Annotated in this window: 17 protein-coding genes; 9 read left to right on the top strand and 8 right to left on the bottom strand. The window is 71.7% G+C overall.

Going from position 1 to position 19,213, the window contains the following annotated elements; translation table 11 throughout:
- Positions 1-69: 69 nt before the first annotated feature.
- On the bottom strand, positions 70-1,254 hold the full coding sequence (locus tag ACSLTV_RS18360; RefSeq protein WP_432136131.1) for a type III polyketide synthase: 1,185 nt from the start codon (positions 1,252-1,254) through the stop codon (positions 70-72).
- Between the two features lie 555 nt (positions 1,255-1,809).
- On the opposite strand from ACSLTV_RS18360, the gene ACSLTV_RS18355 reads away from it, so the two are divergent.
- On the top strand, positions 1,810-2,025 hold the full coding sequence (locus tag ACSLTV_RS18355) for a DUF4177 domain-containing protein (RefSeq protein WP_432136130.1): 216 nt from the start codon (positions 1,810-1,812) through the stop codon (positions 2,023-2,025).
- Between the two features lie 590 nt (positions 2,026-2,615).
- Here ACSLTV_RS18355 and ACSLTV_RS18350 read toward each other — a convergent pair.
- Entirely contained in the window at positions 2,616-3,038 is a 423-nt protein-coding gene (locus tag ACSLTV_RS18350; protein WP_432136129.1) for a YjbQ family protein, read from the bottom strand.
- Between the two features lie 107 nt (positions 3,039-3,145).
- On the opposite strand from ACSLTV_RS18350, the gene ACSLTV_RS18345 reads away from it, so the two are divergent.
- Positions 3,146-4,252: an NAD(P)-binding domain-containing protein gene (locus ACSLTV_RS18345; protein ID WP_432136128.1), complete on the top strand. Its 1,107-nt coding sequence runs from the start codon at positions 3,146-3,148 to the stop codon at positions 4,250-4,252.
- An 18-nt stretch (positions 4,253-4,270) separates the two neighbouring features.
- On the opposite strand, the gene mltG is transcribed toward ACSLTV_RS18345, so the two are convergent.
- Complete coding sequence (mltG, locus tag ACSLTV_RS18340; protein ID WP_432136127.1) at positions 4,271-5,116, bottom strand: endolytic transglycosylase MltG; 846 nt, start codon at positions 5,114-5,116, stop codon at positions 4,271-4,273.
- A 43-nt stretch (positions 5,117-5,159) separates the two neighbouring features.
- Complete coding sequence (locus ACSLTV_RS18335; RefSeq protein WP_432136126.1) at positions 5,160-7,079, bottom strand: ABC transporter ATP-binding protein; 1,920 nt, start codon at positions 7,077-7,079, stop codon at positions 5,160-5,162.
- Positions 7,080-7,208: 129 nt separating this feature from the next.
- Between ACSLTV_RS18335 and ACSLTV_RS18330 the strand changes: the two genes are divergently transcribed.
- Positions 7,209-7,658 (top strand): MarR family winged helix-turn-helix transcriptional regulator, encoded by a 450-nt coding sequence (locus tag ACSLTV_RS18330; protein WP_432136125.1) that lies wholly within the window; start codon positions 7,209-7,211, stop codon positions 7,656-7,658.
- A gap of 76 nt (positions 7,659-7,734) precedes the next feature.
- Here ACSLTV_RS18330 and ACSLTV_RS18325 read toward each other — a convergent pair whose 3' ends face one another.
- Positions 7,735-8,496, bottom strand: a complete 762-nt coding sequence (locus ACSLTV_RS18325; protein WP_432136124.1) for a hypothetical protein — start codon at positions 8,494-8,496, stop codon at positions 7,735-7,737.
- 224 nt (positions 8,497-8,720) lie between these two features.
- Here ACSLTV_RS18325 and ACSLTV_RS18320 point away from each other — a divergent pair, with 224 nt between their 5' ends.
- From ACSLTV_RS18320 to ACSLTV_RS18305, 4 genes are all read left to right on the top strand, one after another.
- Positions 8,721-10,553, top strand: a complete 1,833-nt coding sequence (locus ACSLTV_RS18320; protein ID WP_432136123.1) for an ABC transporter transmembrane domain-containing protein — start codon at positions 8,721-8,723, stop codon at positions 10,551-10,553.
- Positions 10,550-12,331: an ABC transporter ATP-binding protein gene (locus ACSLTV_RS18315; RefSeq protein ID WP_432157429.1), complete on the top strand. Its 1,782-nt coding sequence runs from the start codon at positions 10,550-10,552 to the stop codon at positions 12,329-12,331. The genes ACSLTV_RS18320 and ACSLTV_RS18315 overlap by 4 nt, the downstream gene beginning before the upstream one ends.
- A gap of 300 nt (positions 12,332-12,631) precedes the next feature.
- Positions 12,632-13,102, top strand: a complete 471-nt coding sequence (locus ACSLTV_RS18310) for a DUF5709 domain-containing protein (protein WP_435612480.1) — start codon at positions 12,632-12,634, stop codon at positions 13,100-13,102.
- Positions 13,103-13,180: 78 nt separating this feature from the next.
- The gene (locus ACSLTV_RS18305; protein ID WP_432136120.1) at positions 13,181-13,435 is read left to right on the top strand and encodes a type B 50S ribosomal protein L31; all 255 of its coding nucleotides are present in this window, start codon (positions 13,181-13,183) and stop codon (positions 13,433-13,435) included.
- A gap of 2 nt (positions 13,436-13,437) precedes the next feature.
- On the opposite strand, the gene ACSLTV_RS18300 is transcribed toward ACSLTV_RS18305, so the two are convergent.
- The gene (locus tag ACSLTV_RS18300; protein ID WP_432136119.1) at positions 13,438-14,232 is read right to left on the bottom strand and encodes a metal-dependent hydrolase; all 795 of its coding nucleotides are present in this window, start codon (positions 14,230-14,232) and stop codon (positions 13,438-13,440) included.
- A 145-nt stretch (positions 14,233-14,377) separates the two neighbouring features.
- Between ACSLTV_RS18300 and ACSLTV_RS18295 the strand changes: the two genes are divergently transcribed.
- Both ACSLTV_RS18295 and ACSLTV_RS18290 read left to right on the top strand, forming a co-directional pair.
- Positions 14,378-16,891 carry a DEAD/DEAH box helicase gene (locus ACSLTV_RS18295; RefSeq protein ID WP_435612479.1) on the top strand — a complete coding sequence of 838 codons (2,514 nt, stop codon included), beginning with the start codon at positions 14,378-14,380 and terminating at the stop codon, positions 16,889-16,891.
- Positions 16,892-16,910: 19 nt separating this feature from the next.
- Complete coding sequence (locus tag ACSLTV_RS18290; protein ID WP_432136117.1) at positions 16,911-17,780, top strand: acyl-CoA thioesterase; 870 nt, start codon at positions 16,911-16,913, stop codon at positions 17,778-17,780.
- Here the strand turns inward: ACSLTV_RS18290 and ACSLTV_RS18285 are convergent.
- Positions 17,767-18,669: a DUF6397 family protein gene (locus ACSLTV_RS18285; protein ID WP_432136116.1), complete on the bottom strand. Its 903-nt coding sequence runs from the start codon at positions 18,667-18,669 to the stop codon at positions 17,767-17,769. The genes ACSLTV_RS18290 and ACSLTV_RS18285 overlap by 14 nt on opposite strands.
- Positions 18,670-18,793: 124 nt before the next feature.
- Positions 18,794-19,207: a roadblock/LC7 domain-containing protein gene (locus ACSLTV_RS18280; protein WP_432136115.1), complete on the bottom strand. Its 414-nt coding sequence runs from the start codon at positions 19,205-19,207 to the stop codon at positions 18,794-18,796.
- Positions 19,208-19,213 lie beyond the last annotated feature (6 nt).

Below are 19,213 nucleotides of genomic sequence, written 5' to 3'. Positions count from 1 at the left end.
CGGCGGTACCGGCGTCGTGACCGGTGATACGGGCGGCCCGTCTGCCGGTACGGGTGGCGCGGGGTCGCCCTACAGCCACTCCCCCTCCAGGGCGGTGGCGGTCAGGCCTGGTGCCGCCGCGTACAGGACGGCGCGGCTGCCCGACTTCTGCCCGGCGTCGTGCGCCCGCCGCATGATGTCGAACACGGCGGCGCCTCCGCGGTTGCCGCTGGTGTAGCTGTCTCGACTGTAGTCCAGCAGCCCCGACGGCCACGCGTCGGGCATCGTCTGCTCCATGTACTCGAGTACCCGGGTCCCGCCGGGGTGCGCCAGCAGCACGTCGGGGTGCCAGGAGTCGGGGTGGTCCTGGTAACGGACGCGCAGCCAATCCCACATCGCGGTGACTGTCTCCTGCACGGCGCGCGGGCCGCGCCGGTCCATCACGAAGTGGGTGCCGTCCGCCCGCGTGTCCAGACGGTGCAGGTCCTGGGTGCCGGGCAGGGTGTGGTGCCAGGCGGCGTCCAGCCTCAGCATCGACTCGCGCCGCGGGCGGCCCGTGACCACCGCGGCGACCGCGGTGTCCGCAAACAGCAACCGGACGATCAGGGACTCGAGAGTGTCGTCCGCGGGCTGGTAGGTCGTGCTCAGCGCCTCCGCGATCACGACCAGGACCACCCGGTCGGGATCCGCAGCCACCAGGTCCGCCGCCAGCGCCAGGGAGCGGGTCCCCGCGATACAGGCCCACTGCGTCGCCGGCAGCAGCGTCACGTCGTTGCGGAGCTGCAGCCTGTTGGCCAGGGCGATGTCCAGACCCGGCAGCGCCGGGGTGGTGGAGTTGCTGGTGATCAGGCAGTCGATGTCCGCGGCGTCCAGCCCGGCGATCTGCAGGGCCCCGCGCGCCGCACGCTCCCCGTAGGACTGCACGGCCTCCCAGGCGGGCGCGGTGCGCTCCTGGACGGTCTGCGGCGCGGGTATCCCCTCAAGCGCGGCGATCACGCGGTCCACGTCCTGCGGGGTGAACCCGTCGCGTGCCAACGCCTCTTGGGCCGGCCCGATGCCGACAGCCCCCAGGCCGCCGCTGCTACCGGGCGCGACGGCGGCCTCCAGCGGCAGCATCCACCCGCGTGTCTCGATGCCCGTGCTGGCCGCGATGCCGTCGATCCGCGTCGCCCACGCCGCGTGCGGATGACGGTCGCGCACCTCCGCCACGATCTGGCTGGTCTGCACGGCGTGTTCGCCGTGTATCACGGCAGGAGGACACAGGTAAGCGGCCATGATGGGGCACCTTTCCAGGGGAACGAGGAGGAGTGTCACGAGTGATGTGTCATGGGCCACTTCGGAGCTTCGCGCCCAAGAGGTGGCCGATGGGCTCCACTTCGGGAGTCGCTGTCCGTTCCGAGCATGGACGCTAAAGGGACATTTCCGCTGTGATGTACGCAACTTGGACAGCACTTGGAATGCGTGACACGGCACACACTGCTGCAGCAGGGCCCTCAGAGCGGTTGCGCAGGCCCGACCCGACTTGCCGTCAGCCAGGACCGCCCGCCGCCTGTCGGCAAGCTGTCCGACAACGGGCGACGGCGAAGGGGTCCCGCACGAAGTGAACCCCGCACCCCACGGGTCGTCGTGGTCGGCGGCGGGGCGTCCACGACGACCCGCTCCGGCGCAGCGCCGGCTCGAAGTGGGGTCACTCCCGCGTTCGCGCTGGACCGGCACCGCCGAAGATGGCCAGGAGGGCATGACCACCACCCCGCCGTGTGCGGCAACGTCGAACGGTGGTTGGCTGTCCCCGGTTCCGTCAGCCGGTCCATCCACAGAAAGGTCCCAGCCATGGGCAACCCCTACGCATTCGAGTACAAGGTCGTCACCTTCCGCGAATCACTGATCGGAGACGCACTGGACAGCGACAAGCTGGAGAAGGTTCTGAACAAGCACGCCGAGGACGGCTGGGCCGTCAAGGCGATCACGTCCGCCGACGTGAAGGGCCGTATAGGACCCGGTGCGGTCGAGGGTCTGCTCCTCACTCTGGAGCGTCCGCGCCGCTGACGGCCGCGGGTCCTGCACAGCACGGTGAACGGCAGGCTCAGCCTGACGCGGCAGTCTCGTGCGCGCGGGGCCTGGACACCGGGACTCCAGGGGTTGCCAGCTGCCGCGCGCGGACGGACTCGCGCTACGTCGTTGGGGTCCACCGTCGCATCCGGGCCGCGGACAGCTGTGCCGCGGCCCGGTGTGCACGCCCGGCATGATGGCGTGAACGGCAAACCACCGGTTGATCAGAAACCCATCGGGTCCACTCGTTGAGGAGCCGGCGGACGTGCGGGCCGCCGAAGTACCCACGCCCCGTGTGGGGCTGACGTCGCCGTCGGTGGAAGAACCTGAAGTGCAGCTCGATCGCCCTCGCACAGCCTCAACACGAGATCACCGAGGGGCCGTCGAACACCAGGTCGTCAATGGCATCTTCGTTACCGGTCCCGCGCGTTCGCTCGACCACTCCATGCCCCAGATCGTGGTGGCCGGGTCCGCTGCTGCCCGCCGCCCGACCGCATCAGGGAACATGACGGTCACGGGCTGGTCCCGCAAGGCCCAAGGGGCATCGGGCGCGGCTGGGATTCGACGCTGCAGTTCCGGCACACGCATCAGCCGAGGAAGCTCAGCCGCACCTGACGGCCGGCGTTGTCCTTGTTGGTATCGACCAGGCACACCGACTGCCACGTGCCCAGCTGCAGTCGGCCGCCCACGACCGGCAGTGTCGCGTGGGGCGGGACGAGGGCCGGCAGGACATGGTCGCGGCCGTGGCCGGGGCTGCCGTGGCGGTGCTGCCAGCGGTCGTCGGCGGGCAGCAGGGTGTGCAGGGCGGCGAGGAGGTCGTCGTCGCTGCCGGCGCCGGTCTCGATGACGGCGACGCCCGCGGTGGCGTGCGGGACGAAGACGTTCAGCAGGCCGTCGCGGTCGGCCGCCTCCTCACGCAGGAAGGTCTCACAGTCGCGGGTGAGGTCGACGACCCGCTCCTGGGAGCCGGAGTTGATGTGCAGGACGCGGGTGATGAAGGCATCGGGCATGCTCCCATCCTGACCCATCGGCGGGTTTCCGCGCCGTCAGTCCGGCGCCCGGCGGATCATCACGTCGCGGCGGGAAGATCCACGCAGCCGGCACGGTTGGTAGAAGCGTGAACAACGTGCACGAGGTCGAGGTCGTCGTCATAGGCGCCGGGCAGGCCGGCCTGTCCAGCGCGTATCACCTGCGCCGCACCGGCCACGTCCCGGAGCGGGACTTCGTGGTGCTGGACCACTCCCCCGGGCCGGGCGGCGCCTGGCAGTTCCGGTGGCCGTCGCTGACGTACGGCAAGGTGCACGGGGTGCACGCGCTGCCGGGCATGGAGCTGACCGGCGCCGACCCCGCGCGGCCCTCCTCCGAGGTCGTCGCCGAGTACTTCGACCGGTACGAACGCGCCTTCGACCTGCGCGTGCGGCGACCCGTCGACGTCCGGGCGGTGCGCGAGGGCGTCGGCGGACGGCTGAGCGTGGAGACCTCGGAGGGCACGTGGTCCGCCCGGGCCCTGATCAACGCGACCGGCACCTGGGACCGGCCGTTCTGGCCGCACTACCCGGGGCAGGAGATCTTCCGCGGTCACCAGGTGCACACCGCGCGGTACCCGGGGCCGGAGGCGTTCGCCGGGCAGCGGGTCGTCGTGGTCGGCGGCGGGGCGTCCGGGACACAGCACCTACTGGAGATCGCCCCCTACGCGGCCGCCACGACCTGGGTGACGCGCCGGCCGCCCGTCTTCCGCGAGGAGCCGTTCGACCACGGCGCCGGCCGGGCAGCGGTCGCGCTGGTGGAGGAGCGGGTTCGTCGGGGGCTGCCTCCCAGGAGCGTGGTCTCCGTCACCGGGCTGCCCTTGAACGACGCGATCCGCCGAGGGCTCGCGGACGGGGTGCTCGACCGGCTGCCGATGTTCGACCGGATCACCCCTGACGGGGTCGCCTGGGACGACGGACGGCAGGTGACGGCCGATGCCATCCTCTGGGCGACCGGCTTCCGGCCGGCCATCGACCATCTCGCACCGCTGCGACTGCGCGAGCCGGGCGGCGGGATCCGGATCGAGGGTACCCGCGCGGTCGCCGATCCCCGGGTGCACCTGGTGGGCTACGGACCGTCCGCGAGCACCGTCGGCGCCAACCGGGCCGGCCGCGCGGCGGTGCGGGACATCAGGCGCCTGGCGGCGACGGCCGAGGCCACCGCCGCGGAGCGGGCGGCGGCGAGGGCCGCCGCCTGACCGGCCGTCGGCGACGGCTCACTTCGCCGCCTTGGCGCTCTGCCGCTGGTTGCGGTTGAACTCGGCCACGTTGCGCTGGTGTTCCGCGTAGTCGGCGGTGAAGCGGGTGTCGCCCGGCTTGACGGTGACGAAGTACAGCCAGTCGCCCGGGGTCGGGCTGATCGCGGCCCGCATCGCGTCCTCGCCGGGGTTGGTGATCGGGGTCGGCGGCAGACCCATGCGCTGGTACGAGTTGTAGGGGCTGTCGATCCGGGTGTCCTTCTCGGTGGTCGTCAGGCTGGAGCGGTTGAGCGCGTAGTTGATGGTGGAGTCCATCTGCAACGGCATTCCGCGCTCCAGGCGGTTGAAGACGACCCGTGCGACCTTGCCCATGTCGGCCTTGGTGGCGGCCTCGGCCTGGACGATGCTGGCGATCGTGACCGCCTGGTAGACGTTCATGGCGTTGCGCTGCGCGCCGGCGGCGATGGGCGTCTTGTTGAACTTCTTGTTGGCCGTGTCGACCATCTGGTTCAGCAGCGCCTCGGGCGTCGCCTTCTCACCGAGCGGATAGGTGGCGGGGAAGAGGTACCCCTCGGGGTTGCCGTCGGCGTCGCTCGGCAGCTTCACCCCGGCCTTCGGCAGCGCCTTGCGGGTGGTTCCGGCGGGCAGGTCAAGGGCCTTGTCGACGGCCGCGTAGATCTGCGTGGCCCGCCAGCCCTCGAGGATGACCAGGGTGGCCGGCTCGGCCTTCCGGGGTTCGCCGTCCAGGCTCAGCAGCGGCACCGCCACGGCGGTGCCGGCCACGACGGCCCCGGTCGCGATCAGGACGACACGGCCCCGGCGCGTGAGTCGGATCGTGCTCCGTGGCGGAGTGTTCATCTGCATGCGGGCACGTTAACCCGCATACAGCCACAAACCCGACATATCTTCATCTTGTCGGCTCCAAGGGGGAGCGGGCCTCCTCCAGTCGGGTGTCCGCCGCCGGGGCCGACCCGGTGTCCGCAGCGGATTCCGGGTGGGCTGCCGCCCTGGGGCCGAGGCGGCCGTCCCTCCCGTTGTCGAGGCGCGCGTCCTTGCGCACCAGTGCCGCGTAACGTCCGTCGCGTGCGAGCAGTTCCCGGTGCGACCCCCGTTCGGCCAGGCGGCCGGCGTCGAGGACCACGATCTGATCGGCTCCCCGGACGGTGGAGAGCCGGTGAGCGATGGTGAGCGTGGTGCGGTCGGCCGACAGGGCGTCGATGGCGTCCTGCACGGCGTGCTCGGTACGGGTGTCCAGGGCACTGGTCGCCTCGTCCAGGATGAGCACCGGCGGGTCCCGCAGAATGGTGCGGGCGATCGCGAGGCGCTGCTTCTCACCGCCGGAGAAGCGGTGCCCGCGCTCGCCGACCACCGTGTCGTAGCCGTCGGGCAGGGCGGCGATGTGGTCGTGGATCTGTGCCGCCCGCGCGGCTGCGTGAAGTTCCTCGTCGGTCGCGTCGGGTTTGGCGAAGCGCAGGTTGTCGGCGACCGAGGCGTGGAAGAGGTACGTCTCCTGGGAGACCACTCCGACCGCGCGCGCGAGGGTGTCGAAGTCGAGGTCGCGCACGTCGACGCCGTCGAGGGTCACCCGGCCGCCCGTGACGTCGTACAGCCGCGGCACCAGATAGCCGAGGGTGGACTTGCCGGCGCCGGTCGGTCCGACGACGGCCAGGCTGCCGCCCGCGGGCACGGTGATGTCGATCCCGTCGAGGACGGGGGCGCCCTTGCCGTCGTAGGCGAAGGTGACGTCCTCGAAGCGGACTTCGCCCTTGACACGCTCGAGGTGGACGGGGTCCTCCCGCTCGGTGATGTCGATGGGGAGGTCGAGGTACTCGAAGATGCGCTGGAAGAGGGCGAGCGAGGTCTGTATCTGCACGCCGGTCGACAGCAGGCTGACGGTCGGGCGGAACAGGCCCTGCTGGAGCGAGACGAAGGCCACGATGGTGCCGAGCGAGGCCTCCGGGCCGCCCAGTTGCAGGGCCAGACCGGCGGTCCAGTAGATGACGGCCGGCATCGCGGCCATCACGATGGTGATCACGGCCATGCGCCAGCGGCCCGCCATGCTGGACCGCACCTCCAGGCCGACCAGGCGCTCGGACTCCTCGGCGAAGGACGCGGTGAGGGAGTCGGCGCGGCCCATCGTGCGGCCGAGCAGGATGCCGCTGACCGACAGGGACTCGGTGACCGTGGCGGCCATGGTGGCCATCTGCTGCTGGCGCTGAGTGGTGATCTTCTTGCGCTCCCTGCCGACCCGGCGGCTGATCCACACGAAGACCGGCAGCAGGAGCAGGGAGACCACGGTCAGCCGCCAGTCGAGGACGACCATCGCGACGATGGTGGCGACCACGCTGGTGAAGTTGGAGACCAGCGAGGTGGCCGTGGAGGTGACGGTGGCCTGCATACCGCCGATGTCGTTGGCGATGCGGGACTGCACCTCGCCGGTACGCGTGCGCGTGAAGAACGCGAGCGACATGCGCTGCAGCCGGCCGTACACGGCCGTGCGCAGGTCGTGCATCACGCGCTGGCCGACCGTGGTGGAGATCAAGGTCTGCAGGACGCCGAAGACGCTGTTGAGGACCGCACTGAGGATCATGCCGAGGGCCAGCAGGCTCAGCAGGCCCGTGCGCCCTTCGGGGATGGCGACGTCCAGCGTCTCCTTCAGCAGGAAGGGAGTGGCGACCGAGACGAGGGAAGAAGCGCCGACCAGGAGGCCGACGACGGCGAGGCGCCCGCGGTAGGGGCGGAAGAGCCGCAGGATGCGGCGCACCTGCCGGGGCTGTCGCGGCGCGTCGGCGGGTGGGGTCCAGGACGGTTCGCGGTCGGGATGCATGGGCTCCTACGGAGGTGGACGGTGCCGGCGGCGCGGGACGCGGGGTCCGGGGCCGCCGACGGCGACTGACGGATCGTAGCTCATTGTTACCTATACTCACAATGCACGAGGTCCTGATATTGTTCCCGCATGACCACCCCCGATCCCGACGGCGTGCTCGCCGAGCAGCTGCTGCGGTTCACCCGCCGGGTGCACCGCATCCAGAAGCGCCATCTGGAGCGCTCCGACCTGGGCATCACCCCCGCCCAGTCGCGGCTGCTGCGCACCCTCGCCCACTTCGGTGGACCGCCGCGGATGGCGGACCTCGCACAGCGCCTGGAAGTGGTGCCGCGGGCCGTGACCACGCTGGTCGACGGGCTGGAGGCGAGCGGCAAGGTGCGCCGGGTGCCCGATCCGACGAATCGGCGGGTGATCCGCATAGAACTGACGGACGCCGGCCGCACCACCTTGCGTGACCTGCGCGGTGCGCGCCGGGCTGCCGCCCGGGAGATCCTCGCCCCGCTGACGGGCGAACAACGCGAGGCCCTGGGCGAGTTGTTGGACACGCTGATCGACGGGACGCCGGTGGGCGGTCACTGAGCCGCCCCGCGGCCCGGCCGCTCCGTACTGCCACTTGAGTGCCGACGACAGCGGCCGGCCGGTGAGCCTCGCCCGGTCAGGCGGCCAGACTCGCTCTGTCCCCCATCACCACGACCGGGTGCAGAGCCGGATCGAGGGTGCGCAGCAGGTACTCCATGCCCGCCTTGGACAGGCTGACGCACGCCGACGTACCGCTGCCGTGATCCATGTGCAGCCAGATCCCGCCGCCCTTGTGCTGCCCCTGGGGACGGGTGGGGTCGTTGGGCGGGGTGCCTTTGACGCGGTTGTAGTCGACGGCGATGACGTAGTCGAAGTCGTGCCAGTACGACCGGCCCCAGGAGCGGGGGGCGGCGAAGGAGTCGGAGCGGGTGTAGGGCAGCTTGGTGCCGGGGTCCGGGAGCACACCGCCGGCGTCGCTGAGCGTGAACACCCCGACGGGACTGCGCCGGTCGTCCTCGTGGTGGTCGGCGGTCCAGCCCTTCCTGCCGTTGTGCGCAGGCCACGCGCGCGTGCCCTGCCAGGTGCTTCCCCGCTTGGTGTAGAGCACGACCGTGGCGTCGGCGGAGTCCTTCCCCGCCCCGTACACCGCCACCACCTGCCGGGCGTCGGCCGGAATGCGGCGCTGCGTGCGAGGGCCCACCTCCGGAATACCGGTCGGTGCGGGGGTACTCGCGGGCGGTCCGCTCGCGGCCGTGGGCCCGGCGTCGCCGGGACCGCCCGCACGCTCCGAACCACCGCCGCAGGCGCACAGTACGGTGAGCAGCAGTGCGCTGCCCGCCGCGGACGCCCACCGTCTTCTCGTCGCACCGCTCCGCCCGGACGTATGACTGACTCGCATGCCGCCCATGGTGACACGGTGTCGATTGCCGCGCCGCCCTCTTCCCGGGCCTTCGCCGACCGCCAGCCGGATCTGTCGCCCCCTTCGGAAAACGGGTTGATTCAGCGCACCCTGCGACGCGAACCTGTCACGGTTTGCAGCCGTGGACGCGCGGTGCATTCCTTCCATCCGCTCCTCCTCGCTTCTCCCTCCACCACTCCCCTGACACGAGCCACTGGGACGTCATGCAGATCCAAGACCTTCCGTATCCCGATCCGGGCGTGCCGGACGCGCGCTCGGGGCCTCGCTTTCTGTGGTGGCTCTTCCGCAATCAGCTGGGCGGCCAACTCAAGGCCCTGGCCTGGGGCCTGCTGCACTTCGTGGCCGTCTCGGCGCAGCCCTTCTGCGTCGGGTTCGCCGTCCAGGCCGTCGTCGACCGGTCGGGCTCCCGGCTCGCCCTCGCGGGGGGTCTGATGGCGCTGGCCGGGGCGGCCACCGCGATCGGCGACACCTTCCTGCACCGGGCCGCCGTCACCAACTGGATCACCGCCGCCGCCCGCGTCCAGCAACTCCTCGCCCGCAGGGCCGCGCACCTCGGTTCCCTGCTGACCCGGCGCGTCGCGGCCGGCGAGGTGGTCGCGGTGTCCACCGGGGACGTCGAGAAGATCGGCTGGTTCGTGGAGGCGGTGTCCCGGTTCACGGCCGCGGCCCTCACCGTCCTGCTCGTCTGCGCCGGCCTGCTGGTCTACGAACCCGCGCTCGGCATCGTCGTCGCCCTCGGCCTGCCCGCACTGGCGCTGGCGGTGCTGCCGCTGCTGCCGCCCGCGACCCGGCGCGCCGACGTGCAGCGCGAGAAGGCCGGCCGCGCCACGGAACTCGCCTCCGACACCGTCGCCGGACTGCGCGTCCTGCGCGGCATCGGCGGCGAGGACCTGTTTCTCGACCGGTACCGCCGCGCCTCCCAGGAGGTCCGCCACGCCGCCGTGCGCAGCGCCCGCATGTGGTCGCTGATCAGTGCCGTCCAGGTGCTGCTGCCCGGACTGCTGCTGGTGGCGGTCGTCTGGTACGGCGTCCATCTGGCCCGCGAGGGCCGTATCTCGGTCGGCGAACTCGTCACCGTCTACAGCTCGGTGATGGTCCTGACGTACCCGCTGCGCCATTTCGAGGAGATCGCGATGGCCTACTCCTTCTCGCGGCCGTCCGCGAAGCGCGCGGCGCGCGTGCTGTCACTGCGGCGGGGCACCGCCGTCGGCGGATCGCGGCCGGCCGAGCCGCCTACGGGCGACCTGCACGACCCGGGCACCGGGCTGCTCGTCCCGTCGGGCCGGCTCACCGCCGTGGTCTGCGGCGACCCGGACGCGGCGGGCCGCCTCGCGCAGCGGCTCGGTGGCCATGCCGCCGAGGAAGGGCCCTCGGTCCTGCTGGGCGGCGTACCGCTGGACGAGCTGCCGCTGGACTGCGCGCGCACGGCCGTCCTGGTGCAGGACAAGGACCCGGTGCTGCTGTCGGGTTCGCTGCGCGACCTCCTCGACGTGCCCGCCTCGGGCGGGGTCAGCGCCAAGGAGGCCCTGGCGGCCGCGCAGTGCGCTGACGTCCTGGAGGCGCTGGTGCAGGGCTCGTTGGACGTCGAAGACCCGATGGATGCCCGGATCACCGAGCGTGGCCGTTCCCTGTCGGGCGGCCAGCGCCAGCGGCTCGCGCTGGCCCGGTCGCTGCTCACCGACCCGGAGGTGCTGGTCCTGGACGAGCCGACGTCCGCCGTCGACTCGCACACCGAGGCCCGGATCGCCGAAGGGCTGAGGGACCTGCGGACCGGGCGGACGACCGTGGTGTTCACCTCGTCGCCGCTGCTCCTGGACCGGGCCGACCGTGTCGTACTCGTCCACGACGGCGCGGTGGCGGCGGTCGGCGTGCACCGCGACCTGCTGCACGAGGAACCCGGGTACCGGTCCGTCGTGACCCGTGATACGGACGAGGATGCGGCGCCCGGCAACCGCTCGCAGGCGTGGGACGGACGAGAACCGGCCGAGCGGAAGCTGGCGGCAAGGACACTGCGAGAGATCGAGGAGACCGCATGATCGGCGTCGCGCCCCCGGCGTACGACCCGGCGGCGCCGACGACGGCGAACACCCTGCCCGTCGGCGCCCCCACGACCGTCCGCGCCTACGCGGGCGAGCTGCTGCGCCGGCACCGCCGCGCCTTCTCGCTGCTCATCCTGGTCAACACGGTGGCCACCGTCACCTCGATGGTCGGCCCCTGGCTGCTGGGCGACCTCGTCGAGCGGGTCTCCGACGAGGCGCGGGAACCGCGCCTGGGGCTCACCGTCACACTGTTCGTCGTGGCGCTGCTCGTCCAGGCGGCCTTCGTGCGCCAGGTGCGGCTGCGCGGGGCGATGCTGGGCGAACGGATGCTGGCCGACCTCCGGGAGGACTTCCTCGTACGGTCCGTGCGGCTGCCGCCGGGCGTCCTGGAGCGGGCCGGGACCGGCGACCTGCTGTCGCGGATCACCACCGACATCGACCGGCTGGCCAACGCGATGCGCGAGGCCGTGCCGCAGCTGACCATCGGTGTGATGTGGGCGGGCCTGCTGCTGGGCGGGCTCGTCGTCGCGGCGCCGCCCCTCGCGCCCGCCGTGCTGGTCGCCGTACCGCTGCTGGTGATCGGCTGCCGCTGGTACTTCAGGCGGGCGCCGGCCGGCTACCGGTCGGAGGCCGCCGGCTACGCCTCGGTGGCCGCCGCGCTCGCGGAGACGGTGGACGCCGGGCACACCGTCGAGGCGCACCGCCTGGGCGGACGCCGGGTGGCGCTGTCGGAGCTGCGGATCCGGCAGTGGACGGCGTGGGAGCGCTACACGCTGTGGCTGCGGTCGGTGCTCTTCCCGGTGATCAACCTCGTGCACGTGACGGTGCTGGGTTCGGTACTGATGCTCGGCGGCGTGTTCGTGCTGCAGGGCTGGATCGGGGTCGGTCAGCTGACGACGGGCGCGCTGCTCGCCCAGATGCTCGTCGACCCGGTGAACCTGATCCTGCGCTGGTACGACGAACTGCAGGTGGCGCAGGTCTCGCTGGCCCGGCTGGTGGGAGTGAGGGAGATCGAGCCGGACACGGGCGATGCCCGGCTGGCGCCCGACGGGCGCGAGGTGCTCGCCGACGAGGTGCGCTTCGGCTATCGCGAGGGCGTCGACGTGCTGCGCGAGGTGTCGCTGGCGGTCGCGCCCGGCACCCGGATGGCCCTGGTCGGCCCGTCCGGCGCGGGCAAGTCCACACTGGGCCGGCTGCTCGCGGGTGTCTACGGGCCCCGGGCCGGCCGGATCACCCTGGGTGGTGCCGAACTGTCCCTGATGGCCGCCGAACGGATCCGTTCCCATGTGGCTCTCGTCAACCAGGAGCACCACGTCTTCGTCGGCTCGCTGCGCGACAACCTGCGGCTCGCCCGCACCGACGCCGAGGACGCCGAACTGTGGGCTGCGCTGGGGGCGGTCGACGCGGAGGAGTGGGCACGGGCGCTGGAGGACGGACTGGACACCGAGGTCGGTTCGGGAGGCGTGGCGCTCACCCCCGCGCAGGCCCAGCAGATCGCCCTCGCGCGGCTGGTCCTCGCCGACCCGCACACACTGGTGCTCGACGAGGCCACCTCGCTCCTCGACCCGCGCGCCGCGCGTCATCTGGAGCGCTCCCTGGCCCGCGTCCTCGACGGCCGCACCGTGGTCGCCATCGCCCACCGGCTGCACACCGCCCATGACGCCGACGTCATCGCCGTCGTCGAGAACGGCCGCATCAGCGAGCTGGGCAGTCACGCGGAGCTGGTCGCGGCGGACGGCGCCTACGCGGCGCTGTGGAGGTCCTGGCACAGCTGACCCCAAGGGCCGCCGTCCGGGACGCGGGCCCCTGGCGGCCGGGGCGGGAAGACTTCGATCAGGACGGCGGTCGCCGCTCGGGGGCGGGCCCGGTGACCTGGTGCTCCGCGCGGTGGCAGAGTCCCGCGGGGCGTCTGCCGTTGCGCGGTGCCGAAGGGGGGTGGAACGCTGGGAGCGGGCACCCGCGCGGGCGGCGCCCGAGCCGTGATCGGCGTCTGCCGTGCGCGGCCGGTGCCCTGTGCGGCGGCCCGCTGCCGACCGTGGTGAGAACGGGCCCGTCCCCACCCTCTGGAGGTACCCGTGAACAGCGCCGACGGATGGGGAGACGACGTCTACCAGCCGGACCCGTCCGAGATCCCGGAGGACTCGGGGATCCTCGATGCCGAGGACACCCTCGAACGCGACGGTGTCGACGACCCCCACGACCGCGGCTGGTCCCCTCCGGAGCGGCCGTGGGCGGTGGAGCACACCGGTGTGACCGCCGCCGAGCGGCAGCACGGCGAGACCCTGGACCAGCGGCTCGCGGAGGAGGTTCCCGAGCTCACCGTCCCGGACGGCGACGGCCTCGGCGACGCCCAGGGTACCGATGGGGAACTCCTCGACAACGAGGTCGGCGCCGTGCGCTCCGGGCGGCTCGTCGCCCCGGACGAGGGTGCCCACGAGGATCGGGAGAGTGCGCTGGTCGCCGACGACGCGGGCATCGACGGGGCCGCCGCCTCCGCCGAGGAGGCCGCGATGCACATCGTCGACGAGGACGCCCTGTCGGGCTGACCCACCGGCCGGTTCTCCGGGCGCCGCCACGATCGCGTCTGTGCCGCCGGCCCTGCCGTCACCATCCGAGGAGCACGTATGACGAAGACCCGGCACCCCGACTACCACCCTGTCGTCTTCCGCGACCGCGCGGCGGGGTACGCCTTCCTGACCCGGTCCACGGCGAACAGTGACCAGACCATCGAGTGGGACGACGGCGAGACGTACCCGGTCGTGGACGTGGAGATCTCCTCGGAGAGCCACCCCTTCTACACGGGCAAGGCCCGCACCGTGGACACGGAAGGCCGGATCGCCCGCTTCGAGCGCCGCTACGGCGAGGGAACGGCCCGCTGAGCTCAGAGGAAGTTGAGCGCGGCAGCGCCACCCACCCCGCCGAGCACCATGAACACCGGCATCAGCACCTTCAGCTCCACCCAGCTGCCGGCCCGGAACCGCATCGCCTTGGGCGGCCCCACCGGGTACCAACGCTTGCGCCCGACCGGGATCGGCCACAGGATCGGGCAGCCGGAGACGGTCAGGGCGTCGCCGATGTCGTGCACCAGCGCGCCGAGCACGATCGGCAGGCCCAGCCACAGGTACTCCTGCCCGGGGTCCGTGAAGAGCCAGGCGGCGCCGTTGCCGGGTTTGTCCAGCACACCGGCCAGGATCCACGCGCTGGTCGCCGCGAGCAGCCACACCAGCACGTCGCTGCTGGACCCGCGTGCCGCCCGCCACAGCAGTCCCTCGATGGCCAGCACCATGTGCACGAAGAGGATCGCAAGGACCGCCCACCGCCCTCCGGCGATCGCCAGGGCCGAGCTGCCCGCGCCGATCATCACCGCCCACAGCCAGGTGTGGGTCAGGGTGCGGTGCCCGCCCGAGCGGCGCGGGTCGCCCTTCATCCGGGTGGACTTGTAGACGGCGTAGGAGAGTTTGTCGACGATCTCGCAGAGCCAGCGCGAGACGGGTCCGAAGGCCCGCGAGATGGTGGCGGCCTTGTGGTCGAGGTCGGGAGCGAGCGCGGCACCGGCGCAGATCAGCGCGCCGCAGAGGAGTACCGGCCAGGGCATCGCGTGCCCGGCGGCCGCGGCGGCCGCGCCGACCCCGAGCCAGGCGGCCGCGCCCGACAGTGAGTGTGCTGGTCCCATCATCGCCGCTGCCCGCCCCATTCCTCGTGTGCCGCTGTCCGGTTGACCCGGCCCGTCGACGCTCCGTCGGCGACACAGCGTAGCGGTCGTGATCATCGGCTCGACCACCGATTCCCCCATCGGGCCTCGGGGCAGGCAAGATGGGGGCGTGACCCTCATCGATCAGCTCCCGCCGACAGCCGACCCCGACGCCCTCTACGAAGCCTTCGAGTCCTGGTCCCAGGAGCGGGGTCTCACGCTCTACCCTCACCAGGAGGAGGCGCTGATCGAGGTGGTGTCCGGCGCGAACGTGATCGTGTCGACGCCCACCGGCTCCGGCAAGAGCATGATCGCGGCAGGCGCGCACTTCGCCGCGCTGGCCCGCGACGAGGTCACCTTCTACACGGCGCCCATCAAGGCGCTGGTCTCGGAGAAGTTCTTCGAGCTGTGCAAGCTGTTCGGCACCGAGAACGTCGGCATGCTGACCGGCGACGCCTCCGTCAACGCCGACGCCCCGGTCATCTGCTGCACCGCGGAGGTCCTCGCCTCGATCGCGCTGCGGGACGGCAAGGACGCGGATGTGGGCCAGGTCGTCATGGACGAGTTCCACTTCTACGCCGAAGGGGACCGCGGCTGGGCCTGGCAGATCCCCATTCTGGAGCTGCCGCAGGCACAGTTCGTCCTGATGTCGGCCACGCTCGGTGACGTGTCGTTCTTCGAGAAGGACCTCACCCGCCGCACGGGCCGCCCCACGTCGGTGGTCCGCTCGGCGACCCGGCCCGTGCCGCTGTCCTACGAATACCGGTACACGCCGCTGACCGAGACCCTCACCGACCTGCTGGCGGCCAAGCAGGCACCGGTCTACATCGTGCACTTCACGCAGGCCCAGGCCGTGGAGCGCGCGCAGGCGCTGATGAGCATCAACATGTGCTCGCGCGAGGAGAAGGAACAGATCGCCGAACTGATCGGCAACTTCCGCTTCACCACCAAGTTCGGCCGCAACCTCTCGCGTTACGTCCGCCACGGCATCGGCGTCCACCACGCCGGAATGCTGCCCAAGTACCGCCGCCTGGTGGAGAAGCTGGCGCAGGCCGGCCTGCTGAAGGTGATCTGCGGCACGGACACGCTCGGCGTCGGTGTCAACGTGCCCATTCGCACCGTGCTGTTCACGGCGCTCACCAAGTACGACGGCAACCGGGTGCGCACGCTCCGCGCGCGGGAGTTCCACCAGATCGCCGGCCGCGCCGGGCGGGCGGGCTTCGACACCGCCGGGTTCGTGGTCGCCCAGGCGCCGGAACACGTCATCGAGAACGAGAAGGCGCTCGCCAAAGCAGGTGACGACCCGAAGAAGCGCCGCAAGGTGGTCCGGAAGAAGGCGCCGGAAGGCTTTGTGGCCTGGACGGAGAACACCTTCCAGAAGCTGATCGAGTCCGAGCCGGAGCCGCTGACGTCCCGGTTCCGGGTGACGCACACCATGCTGCTGTCGGTGATCGCCCGCCCCGGCAACGCCTTCGAGGCGATGCGCCGGCTGCTGGAGGACAACCACGAGCCGCGCAAGCAGCAGTTGCGGCACATCCGGCGTGCGATCGCCATCTACCGCTCCCTGCTGGACGGCGGCATCGTCGAGAAGCTCGACCGGCCGGACGCCGAGGGCCGGATCGTGCGCCTCACCGTCGATCTGCAGCAGGACTTCGCGCTGAACCAGCCGCTGTCCACCTTCGCGCTGGCCGCCTTCGAACTGCTGGACCCGGAGTCGCCGTCGTACGCGCTGGACATGGTCTCCGTGGTGGAGTCCACGCTGGACGACCCGCGGCAGATCCTCGCCGCCCAGCAGAACAAGGCACGCGGCGAGGCGGTGGCCGCCATGAAGGCGGACGGCGTCGAGTACGAGGAGCGCATGGAGCGCCTCCAGGACATCACCTACCCCAAGCCCTTGGACGAGCTGCTCTCCCACGCCTACAACACGTACCGCAAGAGCCACCCGTGGGTCGGCGACCATCCGCTGTCGCCGAAGTCGGTGGTCCGCGACATGTACGAGCGGGCCCTGTCCTTCACGGAGTTGGTGTCCTTCTACGAGCTCGCCCGCACCGAGGGCATCGTGCTGCGCTACCTGGCCGGCGCCTACAAGGCCCTGGACCACACCATCCCGGACGACCTGAAGTCCGAGGACCTGCAGGATCTGATCGAGTGGCTCGGCGAGACGGTGCGCCAGGTCGACTCCAGCCTGCTGGACGAGTGGGAGCAGCTGGCCAACCCGGAGGAGATGACCGCCGAGGAGGCCCAGGAGAAGGCCGACGAGGTCAAGCCGGTCACCACCAACGCACGTGCTTTCCGCGTCCTGGTGCGCAACGCCCTGTTCCGCCGGGTGGAGCTGGCCGCCCTCGACCAGGTCGACGAACTCGGCGAGATGGACGCGGAGTCCGGCTGGGACGCCGACGCCTGGGGCGAGGCCATGGACAGGTACTGGGACGAGTACGAGGACCTCGGCACCGGTCCGAATGCTCGCGGTCCGAAGCTGCTGGTGATCCAGGAGGAACCGGAGAACCGGTTGTGGCGTGTCCGGCAGATCTTCGACGACCCGAACGGGGACCACGACTGGGGCATCAGCGCGGAGGTCGACCTCACGGCGTCCGACGCGGAGGGCCGTGCGGTGGTCCGAGTCACCGACGTAGGCCAGCTGTGAGCACAGGAGCTTCCCACTGATGACGACGAACCCGGCCGAGAGACTGGTCGATCTGCTCGACCTCGAACAGATCGAGGTCAACATCTTCCGCGGCCGCAGTCCGCACGAGTCGCTGCAGCGGGTCTTCGGCGGCCAGGTGGCCGGCCAGGCGCTGGTCGCCGCGGGCCGGACCACGGACGGCGACCGGCCCGTGCACTCGCTGCACGCGTATTTCCTGCGCCCCGGCCGACCGGGGGTGCCGATCGTGTACCAGGTCGAACGGGTGCGGGACGGCAGGTCGTTCACGACCCGGCGGGTCACCGCCGTGCAGCAGGGCCGCACGATCTTCAATCTCACCGCCTCCTTTCACAAGCCGGAAGAGGGTTCCTTCGAGCACCAGCTGCCGCCGGCCCGCGTGGTCCCGGACCCGGAGTCGCTGCCCACCGTCACCGAGGAGATCCGGCAGCATCTGGGCGCGCTGCCCGAGCAGCTGGAGCGCATGGCCCGGCGCCAGCCCTTCGACATCCGCTATGTCGACCGGCTGCGCTGGACCGATGAGGAGGTCAAAGGCGCGGAACCGCGCAGCGCGGTGTGGATGCGCGCGGTCGGGCCGCTCGGCGACGCCCCCCTGGTCCACACCTGCGCCCTGACCTACGCGAGCGATATGACGCTGCTGGACGCCGTCCGTATCCCGGTCGAACCCCTGTGGGGCCGGCGCGGCTTCGACATGGCGTCCCTGGACCACGCCATGTGGTTCCACCGGCCCTTCCGTGCGGACGAGTGGTTCCTGTACGACCAGGAGTCGCCGATCGCGACGGGGGGCCGGGGCCTCGCCCGGGGGCGGATCTACGACCGGGAGGGACGCATGCTGGTGTCCGTGGTCCAGGAGGGGCTGTTCAGGGCGCTTTAGGCCGTGGGGTCCTGCGCCGCAACCAGCCCAGCAGACCGCTCCGGGGGGTCGGCGCGGACTCGGCGGCGGGCGGCGGCGCCGGCTCGGTGCGCGAGGGGACACGAGCGGCGGGGCGGGGTGCCGACCGCCATGTCCGTGCCTCGTCGAGGACGTGTTCCAGGTCCGACCGGAGCCATGCGATCTCGTCCGGGCCGTCCGCGGTCATGATCTTCTCGGCGAGGCGGGCGGCCGGTGATCCCGGGCTTCCGTGGGTGGGCGGCCCAGGACGGAACCGGTTCAGGTGGGCTCGTTCGTACGGGTCGGGCACGATCTCGGCGATCCGGGCGGGGTCCAGGAATGCGGCCAGGGCTCCCGCCCGCTGCCAGGGGCCGTCGGCCTGCCTCAGCAGGAAGCCGAGGTGGCGGCCACGCCAGTTCCGTGGCCGCAGGTCGACGCCCTCCGCCAGCAGGCGCCGCAGGCCGTCGGGCGTACGCCCCTTCAGCAGCCGGGCGTTGCCCTCGCCGTGGGCGAACTGGCGCAGTTCGTCGGCGAGATACAGCCAGACCACGGCCCGGTAGCGGTTGAGGTAGAACGTCACGGGCACCACCAGGCCGAGCCGCGCCAGGCGCGTGAACCGGCCCACCGGGACGCTCAGGAGGCGGGCGCCCTCGGCGGTCCCCACCGTTCGGACGGCGGCGCGCAGCGCCTCGGGGTGGCCCTCGGCCGCACGGATCCGGGCGATCTCGGCGCCGGGCACCCGCCGCCGACCGCCGTCTTCATCGGGCACGGTCCTGATCCGGCCCAGGTGGACGGCGAGGTCGAGTTCACTGCGTTTCAGTCCCAGTTCCCGGGCTGCGCGACCGGGCGTACGGGGAGCGGTGGGCGGTGTTGCGAGGGTGTTCTCGGACATGGTCTCCCCCGTGGAGTGAGAGGGCCCGCGCCGACCGCGCCGGCCTCTGAAGAAACCGTAGCCACCTTCGCGGATCTCGTGGCGAGCCTGTGGATAACTCCACCGGAGTGGAGAAACCCGCAGGTCAAAAGCGCGGGTTCGGCGGTCCTTCAGGGTGGCGGGGGTCCACCGCGAGGTGTTCGCCGACGCGGTTGACGAGCAGGGTCATCTCGTAGGCGATCTGTCCGACGTCCGCTTCGGTGCCGCTGAGCACGCACAGGCAGCTTCCGGTGCCCGCCGCGGTGACGAACAGAAGGGCGTCGTCGAACTCGACCATGGTCTGGCGTACCCGGCCGGCACCGAAGTGCTGTCCGGAGCCCTTGGCCAGGCTGTGCAGCCCGGACGAGATCGCAGCGAGGTGTTCGGCGTCCTCGCGGCGCAGTCCGGTGCTGGCCCCGGCGACCAGGCCGTCGGTGGACAGCACCAGCGCGTGCCGTATGTGGTCGACGCGTTCGGTCAGATCGTCCAGGAGCCAGTCCAGCCCCCGCTTCTGCGCCATGTTCCC

Origin of the sequence: Streptomyces sp. bgisy159 (assembly GCF_965341775.1) — a bacterium.
Lineage (GTDB): Bacteria > Actinomycetota > Actinomycetes > Streptomycetales > Streptomycetaceae > Streptomyces.
This window is presented reverse-complemented; position numbering and strand designations above follow the sequence as displayed.

Bases quoted from the DNA above. Each gene is read 5' to 3' on its own strand.
- ACSLTV_RS18320 (WP_432136123.1), top strand. From the start codon at position 8,721: ATGCAGATCCAAGACCTTCCGTATCCCGATCCGGGCGTGCCGGACGCG.
- ACSLTV_RS18335 (WP_432136126.1), bottom strand. From the start codon at position 7,079: ATGCATCCCGACCGCGAACCGTCCTGGACCCCACCCGCCGACGCGCCG.
- ACSLTV_RS18280 (WP_432136115.1), bottom strand. From the start codon at position 19,207: ATGGCGCAGAAGCGGGGGCTGGACTGGCTCCTGGACGATCTGACCGAA.
- ACSLTV_RS18330 (WP_432136125.1), top strand. From the start codon at position 7,209: ATGACCACCCCCGATCCCGACGGCGTGCTCGCCGAGCAGCTGCTGCGG.
- ACSLTV_RS18325 (WP_432136124.1), bottom strand. From the start codon at position 8,496: ATGCGAGTCAGTCATACGTCCGGGCGGAGCGGTGCGACGAGAAGACGG.
- ACSLTV_RS18350 (WP_432136129.1), bottom strand. From the start codon at position 3,038: ATGCCCGATGCCTTCATCACCCGCGTCCTGCACATCAACTCCGGCTCC.
- ACSLTV_RS18300 (WP_432136119.1), bottom strand. From the start codon at position 14,232: ATGATGGGACCAGCACACTCACTGTCGGGCGCGGCCGCCTGGCTCGGG.
- ACSLTV_RS18305 (WP_432136120.1), top strand. From the start codon at position 13,181: ATGACGAAGACCCGGCACCCCGACTACCACCCTGTCGTCTTCCGCGAC.
- mltG (WP_432136127.1), bottom strand. From the start codon at position 5,116: ATGCAGATGAACACTCCGCCACGGAGCACGATCCGACTCACGCGCCGG.
- ACSLTV_RS18360 (WP_432136131.1), bottom strand. From the start codon at position 1,254: ATGGCCGCTTACCTGTGTCCTCCTGCCGTGATACACGGCGAACACGCC.
- ACSLTV_RS18355 (WP_432136130.1), top strand. From the start codon at position 1,810: ATGGGCAACCCCTACGCATTCGAGTACAAGGTCGTCACCTTCCGCGAA.
- ACSLTV_RS18315 (WP_432157429.1), top strand. From the start codon at position 10,550: ATGATCGGCGTCGCGCCCCCGGCGTACGACCCGGCGGCGCCGACGACG.
- ACSLTV_RS18285 (WP_432136116.1), bottom strand. From the start codon at position 18,669: ATGTCCGAGAACACCCTCGCAACACCGCCCACCGCTCCCCGTACGCCC.
- ACSLTV_RS18290 (WP_432136117.1), top strand. From the start codon at position 16,911: ATGACGACGAACCCGGCCGAGAGACTGGTCGATCTGCTCGACCTCGAA.